The sequence below is a fragment of the Actinoplanes nipponensis genome, assembly GCF_016862275.1.
GTDB lineage: Bacteria > Actinomycetota > Actinomycetes > Mycobacteriales > Micromonosporaceae > Actinoplanes > Actinoplanes nipponensis.
In genome coordinates, this window is record NZ_BOMQ01000074.1 from 68,469 (window position 1) to 83,621 (window position 15,153).

Here is a 15,153-nt window from a genome sequence, read left to right on the forward strand (position 1 = left end):
CACCCTTTCTGCCGGCTGATGATGCACTCTAGATCGAAACGGGGAGGTACGGGTGCGGGGTGGTTCGCCGTGGCGGTATCCCGCGCGCCTGGTGCCGATCGCGTTCCTCGGGGCCATCGCCGTGGGCACCGCGCTGATGATGCTGCCCGCCGCCCGGGCCGAGCCGGGGCACGCGCCGTTCGTGGTCGCGCTGTTCACCGCCACCAGCGCCGTCTGTGTCACCGGGCTCTCCGTGGTGGACACGCCGACCTACTGGTCCGGGTTCGGCGAGGTGCTGCTGACCGTGCTGTCGCAGATCGGCGGCTTCGGCATCATGACGCTGGCCACGCTGCTCGGCCTGCTGGTGTCGCGGCGGCTCGGGTTGCGCAGCCGGCTGCTGGTCCAGGCCGAGAGCGCGGGACTGCTCAGCGGGAACATCGGGGGTGTGCTCGTCCGGGTGGCGATCGTCATGTTCGCCTCGGAGGCGGTCATCAGCGTCGTGCTCGCCCTGCGGTTCTGGCTGGCGTACGACTATCCGTTCGGGCGGGCCGTGTGGGAGGCCGTCTTCCACGCCGTGCAGGCCTTCAACAACGCCGGCTTCGCGCTCTACCCCGACAGCCTGGTGCGGTTCGTGGGCGACTGGTGGATCTGCGTGCCGCTGTCGCTCGGCGTGCTGACCGGCTCGGTGGGCTTCCCGGTGCTGTTCGAGCTGGCCCGCGAGTGGCGTACCCCCGGGTTCTGGTCCACCCACACCCGGCTGACCGTGTGGGGCACGGTGTTGCTCAGCGGGGTCGGCTTCCTGGCCTTCCTGGTGTTCGAGTGGAGCAATCCCGGGACCCTCGGGCCGCTCAGCACCCCGAGCAAGGTGCTGGCCGCCTTCACCCAGGACGTCATGACCCGGTCCGGCGGCTTCAACAGCATCGACCTGGGCCGGATGAACACCGAGACGGTCGCCGTCACGAACGGGATGATGTTCATCGGCGGGGGCAGCGCCAGCACCGCCGGCGGCATCAAGATCACCACATTCCTGCTGCTGGCCTACGTGATCTGGGCCGAGATCCGGGGTGAGCCGGACGTGGTGATCAGCAAGCGCCGGATCGCCGACGAGACGCAACGGCAGGCGGTCACCGTCGCGCTGCTCGGCGTGGCGCTGGTCTCCGCCGGCACGTTGGCGCTGATCGCGCTCACCGAGGACGTGCCGTTCGACCGGGCGCTGTTCGAGGTGACGTCGGCCTTCGCCACGGTCGGGCTCAGCACCGGCATCACCGCCACCCTGCCGCCGTCGGCCCAGGTGGTGCTCGTCATCCTGATGTTCGTCGGCCGGGTCGGCACGATCGCCGTGGGCACGGCGATCGCGTTGAACACCCGCCGCCGCAACTACCGCTACCCGGAGGAGCGACCCCTCGTTGGCTGACAAGAATTCCACCGCGAGCCCGGACAACGTCGTCGTCGTGGGGCTGGGCCGCTTCGGCGGGCAGGTCGCCGCCTCGCTGGTCAACCTCGGCCACGAGGTGCTCGGCATCGACACCGACCCACGCATCGTCCAGGACTGGTCCGACCGGCTCACCCACGTCGTCGAGGCGGACGCCACCGACACCGACACGCTGCGCCAGCTCGGCGTGCCGGATTTCTCCCGCGCGGTCGTCGGCATCGGCACGCATCTGGAGGCCAGCGTGCTGACCGTGTTGACGCTCGTCGAGGTCGGCGTGCCGGAGATCTGGGCCAAGGCGATCAACGTCAAGCACGGCAAGATCCTCTCCGCGGTGGGCGCCCGGCACGTGGTCTACCCGGAGGCGGAGATGGGCGAGCGGGTCGCCCACCTGCTCACCGGCCGGATGCTGGATTTCATCGAGTTCGACGACGGCTTCGCCATCGCGAAGGTCCGGGCGCCCCGGGAGGCGGTCGGCCGCACGCTGGCCGACATCGGCCTGCGCAGCAAGTGGGGCGTCACGGTGGTCGGCACCAAGCTGCCCGGCGAGGACTTCACGTACGCCCGCCCCGAGACGGTGGTGCCGCAGGGCTGCCTTTTGATCGTGGCCGGCGACACCACCAAGGTGGAGCAGTTCGCCGCCGCGACCTGAGGGTGGGACGGGCTCAGACGGTGACGGAGAAGCCCGACTTCTTCTCCGGCGGCTTGCCGGGTCTGGCCGGGGGCGGCGTGGGGGCTGGGGCGGGCGCCTTGTCCTTCCGGCGTGGCAGCTGCTTCTTGCGGACGTCCGAGGCCGGTGACCCGCCCGCGATCTCCGCCGCCGCCTCGCCCACCGCGCCGAGCACCTCCGCCTGGCACACCCGCCCGTTCAGCGTGAACGCCACCGGCAGCGGGTTGCTGACCCGGTAGCTGCCGCTCAACGTCACGCTGGCCGACCGGCCCGGGCCCAGCTTCACGCCGTCCTTGGCCCGCAGCATCAGCTTGCGGCCCCGCTGGGTCAGCCGCTTGGGCGCGTCGGTGAGCCGCTGGCCGCCCGCGAACGCGAACTCCAGCGACCACCCCGTGATGACGTGCTCCCCGGTGTTGATCACGGTGAGCTGGGCGCCGAAGTCCGAGCCGGAGTCGCGCTGCACCCGGTACCGGACCTTGCACCCGGCGCCGTGCGGGGCGACCGCGCCGGGCCCGGCGCCGGCCGCGGCCGCCTGCGCCGTGCCCACGTCGACCGGTTCGCGGGTCGACGACCAGGCCAGGCCCAGCGACGCCGCCAGGACGAGGGTGGCCACCCCGGCCTGCAACCGGTGCCGCCCGGCCAGCACCGCCTGGCTGAGCCGCCCGGCCGGGACCAGGTCGTGCAGCAGGCCCCCGGCCCGGAACAGGCCGCCGCCGAGCGGTTGCGGGCTGCCCAGCCGCAGCGCCCGGGCGGCCCGCAGGCCGGCGCGCACGCGCAGCCCGGAGGCCCGGGCCGGGCGGGGCACCGGATGCGGCGAGGGGCGCGGGCCGGGCCGGCCCTGTCGAACGGCTCCGGCCTCGGGCGGCGGCGGACCGGGGACGACCGGCGGGATGATCGGCTGCAGCCCGACCAGGGCGGCCAGCGCCGCCGCCACCGTCGCCGCGGCCGGCCGGTCCTCGGGCTGTTTGGCCAGGCAGCGCAGGCACAGGTCGGCCACCTGGGCGGGCATGCCGGGCAGCGACGGTACGGGCTCCGGGTCGGCGAACAGGTGCGCCCGCAACGCCTGCGTGGTGTTCCCGGCCGGCCACGGCAGCCGCCCGGTGAGCGCCCGGTAGAGCAGCAGTCCCAGGGCGTACACGTCGGCGGCGGGGGCGACCGCTCCACCGCCGAGCCGCTCCGGGGCCAGATACGCCGGGGTGCCCAGCAGGCTGCCGTCCGGCGCCGCGTCGCGCTGCCCGATCAGCGCGGAGATGCCGAAGTCGACGACCTTGGCCCCGGTGCCGGTGAGCATCACGTTGGCCGGGGTGACGTCGCGGTGCACCACCCCGCGGGCGTGCGCGGTGGCCAGCGCCGACGCGACCTCGGCGGCGACGGCCACCGCCTCGCGCCAGGGCAGCGGCCCGCGCCGGCCGAGCCGGGCGGCCACCGATTCGCCGTCGTTGAGCTCCATCACCACGTACGGCACGGTGCGGTGCTGGTCCAACGGGGACTCGCCGAAGTCGAAGATGCCGGTGATGTGCGGATGGCACAGCCGGGCGGCGGCCAGCGCCTCCTGCCGCAGCCGGTCGCGGAACGCGGTGTCCCCGGCGAGCTGCGGCGACAGCACCTTCACCGCGACGGCCCGGCCCAGCACCAGATCGTGGCCCCGCCACACGACGGACATGCCGCCGGCGCCGAGCCGTTCGATCAGGCGGTACCGGTCGCCGACGAGGCTGCCCTGTCCCCCGGTCGCCAGCCAACCCATGTGCCGATTGTGGCCCGAGGGACGGCCCGCCCACCGGGGGTCCCGGAAATCATCCGGGGCCGCCGGTGTGGTCTGACCAGCGCAACGCGCTTTGTCCGGAACCGGCGGTTCACCCGGCCAGCAGCTGGTCCACGGGCGCGTAGTCGTCGGTCAGCACCCGGGCGTCGTCGATGAAGCCGGCGAGTTCGGCGCCGGACAGCAGCCGCACCGGCTCGTCCACCAGGTCCAGGTGTGTGCGGAGCTCGTCCAGGGCCAGCGGGGACTCCGAGGCCAGGATGACGAAGTTGGAGCCGGTCTCCCCGGCCAGGGCGGCCGGCGGCGCGACCAGGGCCACGTGCGGGAAGACGTCGGCCACCGTGGCCAGCTCGGCCCGGATGAAACGGTTGGGCGGGTAGTCGATGACGTTCTGCGCGTACACGCCGCCGGGGCGCAGCACGCGGGCGATGTCGGCGGCCATCTCGCGGGTGGCCAGGTGCCACGGGACCACCAGGTGCCCGAACGCGTCGCCGACCACCAGGTCGTACCCGGCGGTGCGCTGCGCGGCGAGGCCGACCCGGGCGTCGCCCACGCGGACCCGCAGGTTCGGGCCGGTACGCAGGCCCAGTTGCCGCCGGTCGAGGTCGACCAGGCCGCCGTCGAGCTCCAGCACCACCTGGTCGCTGCCCGGCCGGGTCCGGGCCACGTACCTGGGCACGGTGAAGCCGCCCCCGCCCAGGTGCAGCGCGTCGATCGGCGCGCCCCCGGCCGCGGCGACGTCCACCACGGCGCCGATCCACTGCACGTACGCGAACTCCAGGTGGGTGGGGTCGGCCAGGTCGACGTACGAGTGCCGCGCCGAGTTGAGGATCAGCGTGCGCCCGCCGGCCCGGTCCGGGTCGGCGTCCACCCGCGCGCAGTGGTAGGCGGTCTCGATGTCGCACGGGGTCGGCGCGGTCGCGCCCAGCCCCGCCCCGAACAGCCCGATGGTCACCACGACCGCCCGGGTGCGCGGCTTGCCGGGCAGCCGCAGCCCGGGGTCCCGGCGGTGCAGCCACCAGCCCAGGCCGAAGCCGGCCGCGGCCAGCAGCCCGGCCAGGGTCAGCACGATCCAGCTGCTCGGCATCGCGGCCACGAAGACGAAGCCGGTGCCCAGCGTCGCGGTGATCGCGCCCAGCGTGCCGAAGCTGGACAGCCGGCCCACCACCTGGCCGGTCCGGCGCAGATCGCCGAGCTGCAGCTTCACGGTCAGCGGGGTGATCGCGGCGAGCAGGAACGCGGGCAGGAAGACGGCCAGGGCGGCCAGCAGCAGGACGGCCGGGGCCGACCCGCCGCGCAGGATCTCCCCGCCCCAGCGCACCAGGGGCAGCGTGATCGCCGTGCCGATGGCGGCCAGCAGCAGCGCCGGGGCCAGCAGCAGCCGCGGGTCGTACTTGTCGGCGAGCCGGCCGCCCAGCCAGGTGCCGTACGCGATGGCGGCCAGGGAGATCCCGATGACCGAGCTGCTGACCTGCAAGGTCACCCCGACGTACGGCCCGACCAGCCGCAGCGCCACGATCTCCAGCACCAGCACCGCCCCGCTGGCGAAGAACACCAGCCCGGTGGCCAGTCCGGAGGGCAGGGCACGCGACGGGGAGGTCTCCATCGCGCGGATGCTACCGGCGCGAACCTGTCAGAGGACTGACAGGTGCACGTGGTTGGTGTGGGTGGCCGCGGGCCCGCCCGAGCCGCTGTACGACCGCCAGCCGGTGCTGGGCATCCAGATCTGCCGGTACCAGATCACGTACATGACGCCGAGCCGCGAGGCGTTCTTGACGAAGTACGCGGCCAGGTTGTTGCCGTAGGTGCGGTCGCCGCCGGACGCGTTGACGTTCTCGAAGCCGCCGGCGGCCGCGGAGAAGTCGCAGGCCCGGCCCTTCGGATGTTCGCCGGAGGAGCGCTGGCTGAAGCACGCCGTGTACCGCTTGAAGCCGGCCGCGCGGGCCTGCTGGTAGGCGTTCAGCAGCCGCGGCGTGATGCACCCGTCGCCCTCGGACGGGTCGTCGATCGTGCAGGACTCCTTGGGCCACGAGCCGTCGGAGTTGCGCGGGGCCGCCTTGGCCAGCGGCGAGCTGGCGCTGATGAAGCCGCCGGCCACCGCCCCGCCACCGGCCGCGGCCAGCGCCTGCTCGGCCTGCTGCTTCTTCTTGGCCATGATGGTGACCTGCTTGGCCTGTTCCTTGACCTCCAGGTCGATGGCCCGCTTGGCCTGCTCGGTGGTGGTCAGGGCGTCGCGGTAGCCGGTCAGCGCCTTGCCGTCGAGCTGGGCCATCTGGTCCAGCCGCAGCGCGCGTTCCATGAACGAGTCCGGCGAGACGCTGTTGAGCAGCAGGGTCATCGTGTTGAAGCGGCCCTGGCGGTAGGCACGGTTGGCGATGTCGCTGACCCGGGTCTGCAGCTCGGCGGTCTTCTGCCGGGCCTGGCCCAGGGTGATGGTGAGCTGCTTCTGTCGCTTCTTGGAGTTGTCGAGGTTGTTCTTGGCCTCGACGTGGCCCTTGGCCGCGGACTCGAGCGCCGCCCGCAGGGTCTTGGAGCCGCCCTCGTCGTCGGGCTCGGCGTGCGCGGCCGGGGCGGCGACGAGCAGCACCGTGAGGGCAGCGAGCAGGGCCAGGACAGGCTGGAGCCGGCGCAGGAGAGTCGCCGCCACGGTCTACCTCCCAAGTCGTGAGCGCGGTGACTCTACCGCGTCGCACGTCGCAACGGCAGCGCGCTCACGTCGCCGAATATCCACCGTCGACGAAGAGTGTCTGGCCGGTCACCGCAGCGCTGGCATCACTCGCCAGATAAACGGCGCATCCGGCGAAATCGGCCGGCAGCCCGTTGCGGCCGATCAGGGCGCGCCGGGCATGCGCGGCCACCTTCTCCGGGTCGGCGAAGACCGGCTCGGTCAGCGGCGTGTGCACCACGCCGGGGGCGACCGCGTTGCAGCAGACGCCCCGCGCCGACCACGCCTCCGCCTGCGACCGGGTCAGGGCGACGAGACCGGCCTTCGAGACGCCGTAGGCGCCGCTGTTGCCGTACGCGCGGAAGGCCTGCTGCGAGACCACGTTGATGATCCGGCCCCAGCCGCGCGCGGCCATCGCCGGCCCGAACCGCTGGCCCAGCCGGAACGGCGCGGTCAGGTTGGCCGCCAGCGTGACGTCCCAGTCGTCGTCGGTCAGCTCGTCCAGCGGCGGGCGCCGGTTCACCGCCGCCGCGTTCACCAGGATGTCCGGCTCGCCGTACCGGGAAACGATCGTGTCGGTCGCGGCCGCCAGCGCCGCCCGGTCGGCGAGATCCGCCGGGACCGCGCCGGCCCGGACGCCGTCGGCCGCGAGCTCGCGGACGGTCTCGGCCAGCGGCTCCGGGCGCCGGGCGAGCAGCACGACCTGCGCGCCGGCGCGGCCGAGCGCGCCGGCCATCGCGCGGCCGATCCCGGAGCTGCCGCCGGTCACGACGGCGGTCCGCCCGGTCAGGCCGAAGAGCCCGGAGAGGTACGCGGACATGCCGGCCCTACGCGAACAGGGCGCCGTGCGCCGTGCGCCAGATGTCCTCGTTCGCGGCCACCAGCAGACCCCGGTCCGAGTCGGTCGGCCGGTACGGCGAGCCGTCGAGGTGCAGGACCGTGCCCCCGGCCTCGCGCACGATCAGCGAGCCCGGCACGTGGTCCCAGGGCAGGATCCGCCAGAACGTGGCGAACTGCTGCTCGTCCGACACGACGGCCGGATACTCGTAGCCCGCGCAGTGCCGGCCGCCGGTCACCGTGCCGAGCGCGCCGACCCGCCCCTCGATCCGCTCGCGCAGGTCGTCCGGGAAGTAGTTGCGCGACAGCGAACCGGTCAGCCCGGCCGCCCCCGGGTCGTCCGTGCGGGTCTTGACCCGGATCCCGTCCAGGAACGCGCCGCTGCCCGCCTCCGCGACCGTCATCCGGTCGGCGACCACGTCGAGGATCCACGACGCGGCCGGCTCGCCGTCGCGCACCAGCGCGACCATCACGGCGAACGGGGTCTTGCCGGCGGCGAAGTTGTTGGTGCCGTCCACCGGGTCGACGATCCAGACCGCGCCGGAGTCCCCGACCCGGCCCAGCACGCCCGGGTCGGCCGCCACCGCCTCCTCGCCCACGACCTGCGAGCCGGGCAGCAGGGCGGTCAGGCCGGCGGTGAGCGCCTCCTCGGCCTCCTGGTCGGCCACCGTGACCAGGTCGCCGGGCGACTTCTGCTGGATCTCGGCGTCGCTCAGGTGCCGCCACCGGGGCAGCACGACGGTCTGCGCCACCTCGCGGACCAGGGCGGTGACCTCGTCGATCAGATCGTCACGCACGCGGCGGCAACTTCACGACGCTGACGAAGAACTCGTCGATCTGCCGGATCACCGAGATGAACCGCTCGAAGTCGACCGGCTTGGTCACGTAGGCGTTGGCGTGCAGCTGGTAGCTGCGCAGGATGTCCTCGTCGGCGGCCGAGGTGGTCAGCACGACCACCGGGATGCGGCACAGGTCGTCGTCCTTCTTGATCTCCTCGAGCACCTCCCGGCCGTCGCGGCGGGGCAGGTTGAGGTCGAGCAGGATCAGGTCGGGCCGCAGCGCGTTCTCGTACGCGCCCTCGCGGCGCAGGTAGGCCAGGGCCTCGGCGCCGTCGGACACCACGGTCAGCCGGTTGCGGACCTTGTGCTCCTCGAACGCCTCCTGCGTCATGAGCACGTCGCCCGGGTCGTCCTCGACCAGCAGCACCTCGATGGGCGTGCCGTCCTGCCGCACCGCACCCGTCATGACGAGCCTCCTTCAGCGCGCGAGCGCGTCATGCCGCTACCTCATCCTGTTTCCGTGGTTCCGCCACCGGGATGCCGGCGAGCAGGGGCAACGTGAAGTAGATCGACGTGCCCTCGGCGACGTCCAGGTCGAGCCAGATCCGTCCGCCATGGTATTCGACGATCTTCTTGACGATCGCCAGCCCGATGCCCGTGCCCTCGTACGCGTCCCGGGCGTGCAGCCGCTGGAAGATCACGAAGACCTTGTCGGCGAATTCGGCCTCGATGCCGATGCCGTTGTCCCGCACGTTGATCTGCCACTCCTCGTCGAGGCGCTCGGCCGACACGTGGATCACCGGGGGCACGTCGGGGCGGCGGAACTTCAGCGAGTTGCCGATCAGGTTGACGAAGAGCGTGGTGAGCAGCGGCTCCTCGCCCTCCACGGTCGGCAGGTCGGCCCAGGTGATCTCGGCGTCGTCGCCGGCCCGGGTCTCGAGCTGCGACTTCACCTCGGTCAGCACCCGGTCCAGGTCCACGTCGGTGAAGCCCGCCGTGAGCCGGCCGATCCGGGAGAACGCCAGCAGGTCGTTGATCAGGCGCTGCATGCGCTGCGCGCCGTCGACCGCGAAGGCGATGTACTGGTCCGCACGCTCGTCCATCTGGCCCGCGTACCGGCGCTGCAGCAGCTGGCAGAAGCTGGCCACCTTGCGCAGCGGCTCCTGCAGGTCGTGCGAGGCCACGTAGGCGAACTGCTCGAGGTCGCGGTTGGACCGGGTCAGCTCCTCGGCCTGCTGCTTGAGCTGGTCGTTGACCCACTCGATCTGCTCCCGGGCCTCGCGGACCTCGGTCAGCTCGGCGGCGATCCGGCGGCGCATCCCGTCGACGTCGGCGGCCAGGGTGCGCAGCTCGGGCGAGCCCCGGCTGGTGATGTTCTTGCCGTAGGCGCCGCCGGCCACCTCGCGGACCTGCTCGGCCAGCTCGGTCACCGGCCGGCTGACCAGGCGGTCGAGCAGCAGGAACAGGGCCGCGCCGGCCAGGATGACCACCACCGCGGCGAAGATCTCCAGCGCTACCAGCACCGTGCCGGTGCGCTTGGCGGCCGCCGCGGCCTCGTTGCGGACCACCAGGATGTCCTGCTGCAGGACGATGATCGAGGACCGCAGCTCGTCGAACCGCCGGGTGTCGGACGCCTCCACCAGCGCCTGCCCGGCCTCCGGGCCCTGGTCGCGGACCGCGTTGATCACCGGCTCGGCGACCGCTGTCCGCCACTCCTGGGCCCGCTGCCGGACCCGCTCGAGCGAGGCGCTGACGGCGGCGTCACCGTCGGGGCCGTTGAGCCGGTCGATCTCCGCGAGCAGCCGGTTCTGGGCGGCGACACCGTCGTTGTACGGCCGCAGGTTGTCCTGCGCGCCGCTGATCGCGTACCCGCGGATGCCGGTCTCCTGATCGACCACCGCGGTGTTCAGGCTCTCCCCGGCGGCCCGCATCGGGCCGGTCTTGTTCAGGATGACGTCGATGTGCTCGTTGCTGTTCGCGGCGGTGATCGCGGCGAAGGTGCCGAGGATCGTCAGCATCAGCGCGACGGTCACCGACAGGGCCACCACCCGGCGGCGCAGGGTCCAGGAGCCCAGGCTCAGCAGGCTCATCGGCCGCCGCCCCGGGAGATCAGCAGCATCGCCACGTCGTCGGCCAGCGGGCCGCCGTTGCCCTGCTCGGCCCGGCCCACCAGCCAGGCCGGGAGCGCGGCCAACGGCACCTGGGTGGCGGCCGGCTCGGCCAGCACGCCGCACAGCCCGTCCACGTCGAGTCGTTCGTTGCCCACGCCGGTGTGTCCCTCGATCAATCCGTCGGTGTACATCAGCAGGGACCAGTCATCGCCGGAGAGCTCCACGTCGGTGGCGGGCGTGGGGGTCGGCCGCACGCCCAGCACGATTCCGCGCCGGGCCGCGACCGGCTCGGCCCGGCCGTCCCGGAGCAGCACCGGCGGTGGATGACCGGCCAGCCGCACGGTGGCCTTGTTGGCGCTCAGATCGAGCACCACCGACGCCACCGTGGCGAAGACCTCGCGGGCGCGGCGCTCGCTCATCAGCACCTGCTCGAGCGCGCCGAGGATCTGGTCCTCCGGCACGCCGCCGAGCACCAGGGCCCGCCAGGCCACCCGGAGCTCCACGCCGAGCGCGGCCTCGTCCACGCTGTGCCCGCAGACGTCGCCCACGATGACGTGCAGCCGGTGCGGGCCGACCTGCACCACGTCGAAGAAGTCGCCGCCGAGCAGGCCCATCGCCCGCCCGGAGCGGTAGAACGTGTGCACCTCGACCTCGTCGGTCTGCATCAGCGGCTGGGGCAGCAGGCCGCGTTCGAGGCGGGCCGACTCGGCCTGGCGCAGCTCGACCTCACGCAACCGCTGGGTGTTCTCGTCGGCCCGCTTGCGCTCGACCGCGTACCGTAGCGCCCGCACCAGCAGGACGCCGTCGACCTGGCCCTTGACCAGGTAGTCCTGGGCCCCCTCGGCGACCGCGGCGACCCCCAGGTGCTCGTCGGAACGGCCGGTGAGCACGCAAACCGCCGCGCTGCCGGCCACCGCGAGCAGCTTGCGCAGCCCGTCGATGCCCTCGGCGTCGGGCAGGCCGAGGTCGAGCAGGACGCACTGCACCCCGCGCATCATCGGGCGGGCCTCCCGCAGGCTGGTCGCCACCCGCAGGTCGAACAGCGCGCCGGCCTCGGCCAGCAGCTCCTTGACCAGGAAGGCGTCGCCCTCGTCGTCCTCGACCAGCAGGACGCGCAACCGCTCGGGGGCCTTCAGGGCTGCCGGCGCGACGGTGAGAGCGCGCTCGCTCACCACGCCACCCCGCACGACGGGGTGCGCGCAACGGCGGCTCCGGCGCGGTGGTAGGGCTTGATGGCTCGACTCCTTCGGGCGTGACCCGCTGATAGTCCACCACCGGATGCGGACGCACAACACCGGACACCCCCGGCAGCGGCGCGGCTCACGCCGGCGGCCCGAACGGCTGACCTTCCGCCACCCGGCGGGCGTGCTCGGCGATCACCTGGCCGAGGATGCCGTGCAGCCGGCCGCAGTCGCCGCAGTGCAGGTTCTCGTCCAGGCGGCGGCTGCCGCAGCCGGTGCAGGTGCCCCGGTCGGCCGGGTCGCGGTACGCCTCCAGGGCCCGGCACATCGCCCGCACGACGTGGTCGCTGACCTGGAACGTCGCCTCCCCCAGGGCGGTACGCAGGCCGAGCACGGCGGCCGGGCCGCCCTCGGGCGCCGGGTCGTAGCAGGCGACCCGGGCGATGAACTCGGCGAACACGGCAGGCGGGTCGAGCGGCGCGGTCACCGCACCAAGTTATGTCACCGCCCGGAAAGATCCACGGGGTACCCGGGCCGGGCCGCAGCCGCTTAGATGGGCATCCGAGACCGTCGCGAAGGAGACTCACGTGGGCGCACCGCGGATCGAGGCCGCATCCCGGGCGCTGGCCCGGCCCACCTCCCGGCCGGGGGCGGCGCTGGCCGCGGTCGCGCTGCTGCTGTTCGTGGCCGGCGCCGCGTTGCAGTCCGTCCGCCCGCCGGCGGCCTCGGGCTCCGGCGCCCCGGCCGGCGAGTTCAGCGCCGGCCGCGCGTTCCAGCTGGTCCGCACCATCGGCGCCGAGCCGCACGTGGCGGGCAGCGCGCCGGCCGACGCCGTCCGCGAGCACCTGCTGACCACCCTGCGCGGCCTGGGCCTGACCCCCGAGGTGCAGGACACGGTGACGGTGCAGGGCGGCCGGCTGTCGTCGAGCGCCGGCGGCACCGGCCTGGCCCGGGTCCGCAACGTGGTGACGCTGCTGCCCGGCACGGCGTCGACCGGCCGGATCTTCCTGGTCGCGCACTACGACTCGGCGCAGGTGTCGCCGGGCGGCAACGACGACGGCGCGGGCACGGCGGCGATCCTCGAGACCGCCCGGGCGCTGACGGCCGGGCCGCGGCTGCGCAACGACGTCGTGCTGGTGCTCACCGACGCCGAGGAAGCCTGCCTGTGCGGGGCGAAGGCGTTCGTGGACCAGCATCCGCTGGCCCGCGCCGGCGGCGTCGTGCTCAACCTGGAGGCCCGCGGCAGCGCCGGGCCGGCCATCATGTTCGAGACCGCGGCCGACAACGCCGGGCTGACCGGGGTGTTCGCCACCGCGCCGAAGCCGGTCGGCACGTCGTTCGCGGTGGAGATCTACCGGCTGCTGCCCAACGACACCGACTTCACCCCGTTCCGGGAGGCGGGGTTCACCGGGTTCAACAGCGCGTACATCGACGGGGCGGCGGTCTACCACGCGCCGACCGACACCCCCGCGCGGATGGATCGCGACAGCCTGCAGCACCTGGGCGCCAACGCGCTCGCCCTGACCCGCGAGCTGGGCGGCCGCGACCTGCCCGGGCTGCGCGCGCGGGGCGACGCCACCTACTTCCCGGTGCCGGGCGGGCTGGCGGCCTACCCCGGCGACCTGACCTGGCCGCTGGCGGCGCTCGCGCTGGTCGCCGTGCTGGCGCTGGCCTGGCTGGCGCGCCGCCGCGGGCGCACCACGTCCGGGCGGCTCGCCGGCGGTTTCGTCCTGGCCCTGGTGCCCGTCCTGGCGGCGCCGGTGGCGGCCCAGCTGCTCTGGGCGATGCTGAAACTCATCCGGCCGGGGTACGCCGAACAGCTCATCGACCCGTACCGGCCGCTCTGGTACAGGCTGGCCATCGTGGCTCTGACCGCGGCGATCGTGCTGGCCTGGTACGCGCTGCTGCGCCGCCGGCTGACCCCGGCCGCGCTGGCCGTGGGCGGCCTCGGCTGGCTGGCGGTGCTGGGCCTGGTGCTGGCCGCCGTCGCGCCCGGCGGCTCCTACCTGGCGGCGCTGCCGGCGCTGGCCGGCGCGCTCGCGGGCATCGCCGCGGTGCTGCTGCGCGGCTGGTGGTCCGTGCTGGCCGTGACCGTGGGCGCGGCCGTCGCCGTGGTGGTGCTGCTCCCCACGGTCGTCATGTTCTTCCCCGCGCTGGGCCTGGTGCTGGGCGGGGCCGGCGCCTTCATCACGACGCTGCTGGCCCTGGCCTTGCTGCCGGTGGTCGACCTGCTGCACCCGGAGGCCGGCGGCCAGCGCGGAATGGCAGCCGCACGCGCCCGCCGGCTCGGCGCCGCGCCCACACTGCTGGCGGTGCTCACCACGCTGGCCTGCCTGGCGACCGGCCTGGCGGTGGACCGCTTCGACGCGGCGCACCCGGCCCCGACCCACCTGATGTACGCCCTGGACACGGACACCGGCCAGGCGCGCTGGCTGAGCGAGGAGGCCCGGCCCCAGCGGTGGACGTCCCAGTACGTCTCCGGCGCCCGCACGCCGGTCACCGACACGCTGCCCGCCTTCGGCACCGAGGAGCTGCTCACCGGCCCGGCCCAGCCGGCGCAGGTGCCGGCGCCGGCCCTGACCCCGGGGACCGACACCACCGCCGGCGAGCTGCGCACCGTCACCTTCCGGCTGAGCACGCAGCGCCGGGCCCGCCTGCTGACCCTGCACGTGAACGCGGAGGCGACGGTCACCAGGGCCACGGTCGCCGGCCGCGAGGTGCCCACCGGGACGAAGGCGGGCGGGCCGTGGGGCTTCGGTTTCGTCTTCCACGCGCCGCCGGCCGACGGCGTCCAGGTGAGCCTGACCGTGCCGGCCGGGGTCCCGCTCAAGCTGCGGGTGATGGACGCCACCGACGGCCTCTCATCGGTGCCCGGCTTCCGGGCCCGCCCGGCGGACGTCGGTGTGCGCGGCTCACACAGCTCGGAGATGCTGGCCGTCGCGCACACCTATCCGCTGTGAGCCCTAGCGGCCGCGCCGGCCCTTGCCCTGCGAGGACTCGAACTTGAAGTGCACGAACAGCCGTCCCCAGTTGTCGCCGTCCTTCTCGACCCGGTGGTAGAGCTGCTTGATCTCCTTCTGGTCGAGGAAGCGGATCACCTTCTTCTTCAGGGCGCCCGAACCCTTGCCCGGGATGATCTCGACGAGCGTGGCCTTCTTCTGGATGGCCTCGTCGATGACATCGCGCAGGGCCTTGTCGATCTGGGTGCCCTTGTTGAAGATGTCGTGCAGGTCCAGCTTGATCTTCACGCCTGCGGTCCCCGTCCGTCGTCGTTCTTGCCCAGCCAGGTCTCGACCCGCCGCAGCGCGTCGGCGTAGTCGCCATGATTGTTCATCGCCGCGGCCAGGCGCAGGTGCGGCAGGGCCTCACGAAATCGGCCGGCCCGCTCGAGGGTCCGGCCGAGGACGTGGTGCGCGTAGTGGTCGGAGGGATCGTGCTCGATCAGCGCCCGTAGTTGCGCCTCCGCCCCGGCCAGCTGCGCCGAGTTGAAATAGGCCCGGGCCAGCAGCTGGCGGACGGCGGCGTTGCCCGGCTCGGCCGCGACGATCGGTTCCAGCAACCGGGCCGCCCCGAGGGGGTCGCCGGACTCGAAGAAGAAGGTGGCCCTGCGGTACTCCTCAAGAAGATCCACGACCCGCTCCCCACAGCCTCGCGCCGACGACTCCGATCAACGCTGGCACAACATCCGTCGAACGGCGAGTGTTCCGCCGCCCCGAGCTTCCCGACAATTCCCCCCATTCCGC

Annotated in this window: 14 protein-coding genes; 3 read left to right on the forward strand and 11 right to left on the reverse strand. The window is 73.5% G+C overall.

All coding sequences use genetic code 11. The features are described from left to right. The first annotated feature begins 97 nt into the window (after nt 1–97). Together Ani05nite_RS31260 and Ani05nite_RS31265 are read left to right on the forward strand one after the other, a co-directional pair. Nucleotides 98–1,393 carry a TrkH family potassium uptake protein gene (locus Ani05nite_RS31260; RefSeq protein WP_203774477.1) on the forward strand — a complete coding sequence of 432 codons (1,296 nt, stop codon included), beginning with the start codon at nt 98–100 and terminating at the stop codon, nt 1,391–1,393. Then, complete coding sequence (locus Ani05nite_RS31265; protein WP_203774369.1) at nt 1,386–2,060, forward strand: potassium channel family protein; 675 nt, start codon at nt 1,386–1,388, stop codon at nt 2,058–2,060. Before Ani05nite_RS31260 ends, Ani05nite_RS31265 begins: the two co-directional genes overlap by 8 nt. 13 nt (nt 2,061–2,073) lie before the next feature. Here the strand turns inward: Ani05nite_RS31265 and Ani05nite_RS31270 are convergent, their stop codons facing one another. From Ani05nite_RS31270 to Ani05nite_RS31310, 9 genes are all read right to left on the reverse strand, one after another. Continuing rightward, nucleotides 2,074–3,822: a serine/threonine-protein kinase gene (locus Ani05nite_RS31270; RefSeq protein ID WP_203774370.1), complete on the reverse strand. Its 1,749-nt coding sequence runs from the start codon at nt 3,820–3,822 to the stop codon at nt 2,074–2,076. 109 nt (nt 3,823–3,931) lie between these two features. Continuing rightward, complete coding sequence (locus tag Ani05nite_RS31275) at nt 3,932–5,443, reverse strand: fused MFS/spermidine synthase (RefSeq protein WP_203774372.1); 1,512 nt, start codon at nt 5,441–5,443, stop codon at nt 3,932–3,934. 27 nt (nt 5,444–5,470) lie between these two features. Then, nucleotides 5,471–6,484: a coiled-coil domain-containing protein gene (locus tag Ani05nite_RS31280; protein ID WP_203774374.1), complete on the reverse strand. Its 1,014-nt coding sequence runs from the start codon at nt 6,482–6,484 to the stop codon at nt 5,471–5,473. A 64-nt stretch (nt 6,485–6,548) separates the two neighbouring features. After that, nucleotides 6,549–7,322 (reverse strand): SDR family NAD(P)-dependent oxidoreductase, encoded by a 774-nt coding sequence (locus Ani05nite_RS31285; RefSeq protein ID WP_203774376.1) that lies wholly within the window; start codon nt 7,320–7,322, stop codon nt 6,549–6,551. Between the two features lie 7 nt (nt 7,323–7,329). Next, nucleotides 7,330–8,136, reverse strand: a complete 807-nt coding sequence (locus tag Ani05nite_RS31290) for an inositol monophosphatase family protein (RefSeq protein ID WP_203774378.1) — start codon at nt 8,134–8,136, stop codon at nt 7,330–7,332. Beyond that, nucleotides 8,129–8,584: a response regulator gene (locus tag Ani05nite_RS31295; RefSeq protein WP_203774380.1), complete on the reverse strand. Its 456-nt coding sequence runs from the start codon at nt 8,582–8,584 to the stop codon at nt 8,129–8,131. The genes Ani05nite_RS31290 and Ani05nite_RS31295 overlap by 8 nt, the downstream gene beginning before the upstream one ends. Nucleotides 8,585–8,612: 28 nt before the next feature. Continuing rightward, complete coding sequence (locus Ani05nite_RS31300; RefSeq protein ID WP_203774382.1) at nt 8,613–10,208, reverse strand: sensor histidine kinase; 1,596 nt, start codon at nt 10,206–10,208, stop codon at nt 8,613–8,615. Then, nucleotides 10,205–11,401 (reverse strand): PP2C family protein-serine/threonine phosphatase, encoded by a 1,197-nt coding sequence (locus Ani05nite_RS31305; protein ID WP_203774383.1) that lies wholly within the window; start codon nt 11,399–11,401, stop codon nt 10,205–10,207. The genes Ani05nite_RS31300 and Ani05nite_RS31305 overlap by 4 nt, the downstream gene beginning before the upstream one ends. 148 nt (nt 11,402–11,549) lie before the next feature. Further along, nucleotides 11,550–11,897: a hypothetical protein gene (locus tag Ani05nite_RS31310; protein WP_203774384.1), complete on the reverse strand. Its 348-nt coding sequence runs from the start codon at nt 11,895–11,897 to the stop codon at nt 11,550–11,552. 100 nt (nt 11,898–11,997) lie between these two features. Between Ani05nite_RS31310 and Ani05nite_RS31315 the strand changes: the two genes are divergently transcribed. Beyond that, entirely contained in the window at nt 11,998–14,370 is a 2,373-nt protein-coding gene (locus Ani05nite_RS31315; RefSeq protein ID WP_239130820.1) for a M28 family peptidase, read from the forward strand. A gap of 3 nt (nt 14,371–14,373) precedes the next feature. Here Ani05nite_RS31315 and Ani05nite_RS31320 read toward each other — a convergent pair whose 3' ends face one another. Both Ani05nite_RS31320 and Ani05nite_RS31325 read right to left on the reverse strand, forming a co-directional pair. Continuing rightward, the gene (locus Ani05nite_RS31320) at nt 14,374–14,658 is read right to left on the reverse strand and encodes a Smr/MutS family protein (RefSeq protein WP_203774386.1); all 285 of its coding nucleotides are present in this window, start codon (nt 14,656–14,658) and stop codon (nt 14,374–14,376) included. Further along, nucleotides 14,655–15,041: a tetratricopeptide repeat protein gene (locus tag Ani05nite_RS31325; RefSeq protein ID WP_203774387.1), complete on the reverse strand. Its 387-nt coding sequence runs from the start codon at nt 15,039–15,041 to the stop codon at nt 14,655–14,657. The genes Ani05nite_RS31320 and Ani05nite_RS31325 overlap by 4 nt, the downstream gene beginning before the upstream one ends. Nucleotides 15,042–15,153 lie beyond the last annotated feature (112 nt).

Bases quoted from the DNA above. Each gene is read 5' to 3' on its own strand.
- Ani05nite_RS31285 (WP_203774376.1), bottom strand. From the start codon at position 7,322: ATGTCCGCGTACCTCTCCGGGCTCTTCGGCCTGACCGGGCGGACCGCC.
- Ani05nite_RS31300 (WP_203774382.1), bottom strand. From the start codon at position 10,208: ATGAGCCTGCTGAGCCTGGGCTCCTGGACCCTGCGCCGCCGGGTGGTG.
- Ani05nite_RS31295 (WP_203774380.1), bottom strand. From the start codon at position 8,584: ATGACGGGTGCGGTGCGGCAGGACGGCACGCCCATCGAGGTGCTGCTG.
- Ani05nite_RS31275 (WP_203774372.1), bottom strand. From the start codon at position 5,443: ATGGAGACCTCCCCGTCGCGTGCCCTGCCCTCCGGACTGGCCACCGGG.
- Ani05nite_RS31270 (WP_203774370.1), bottom strand. From the start codon at position 3,822: ATGGGTTGGCTGGCGACCGGGGGACAGGGCAGCCTCGTCGGCGACCGG.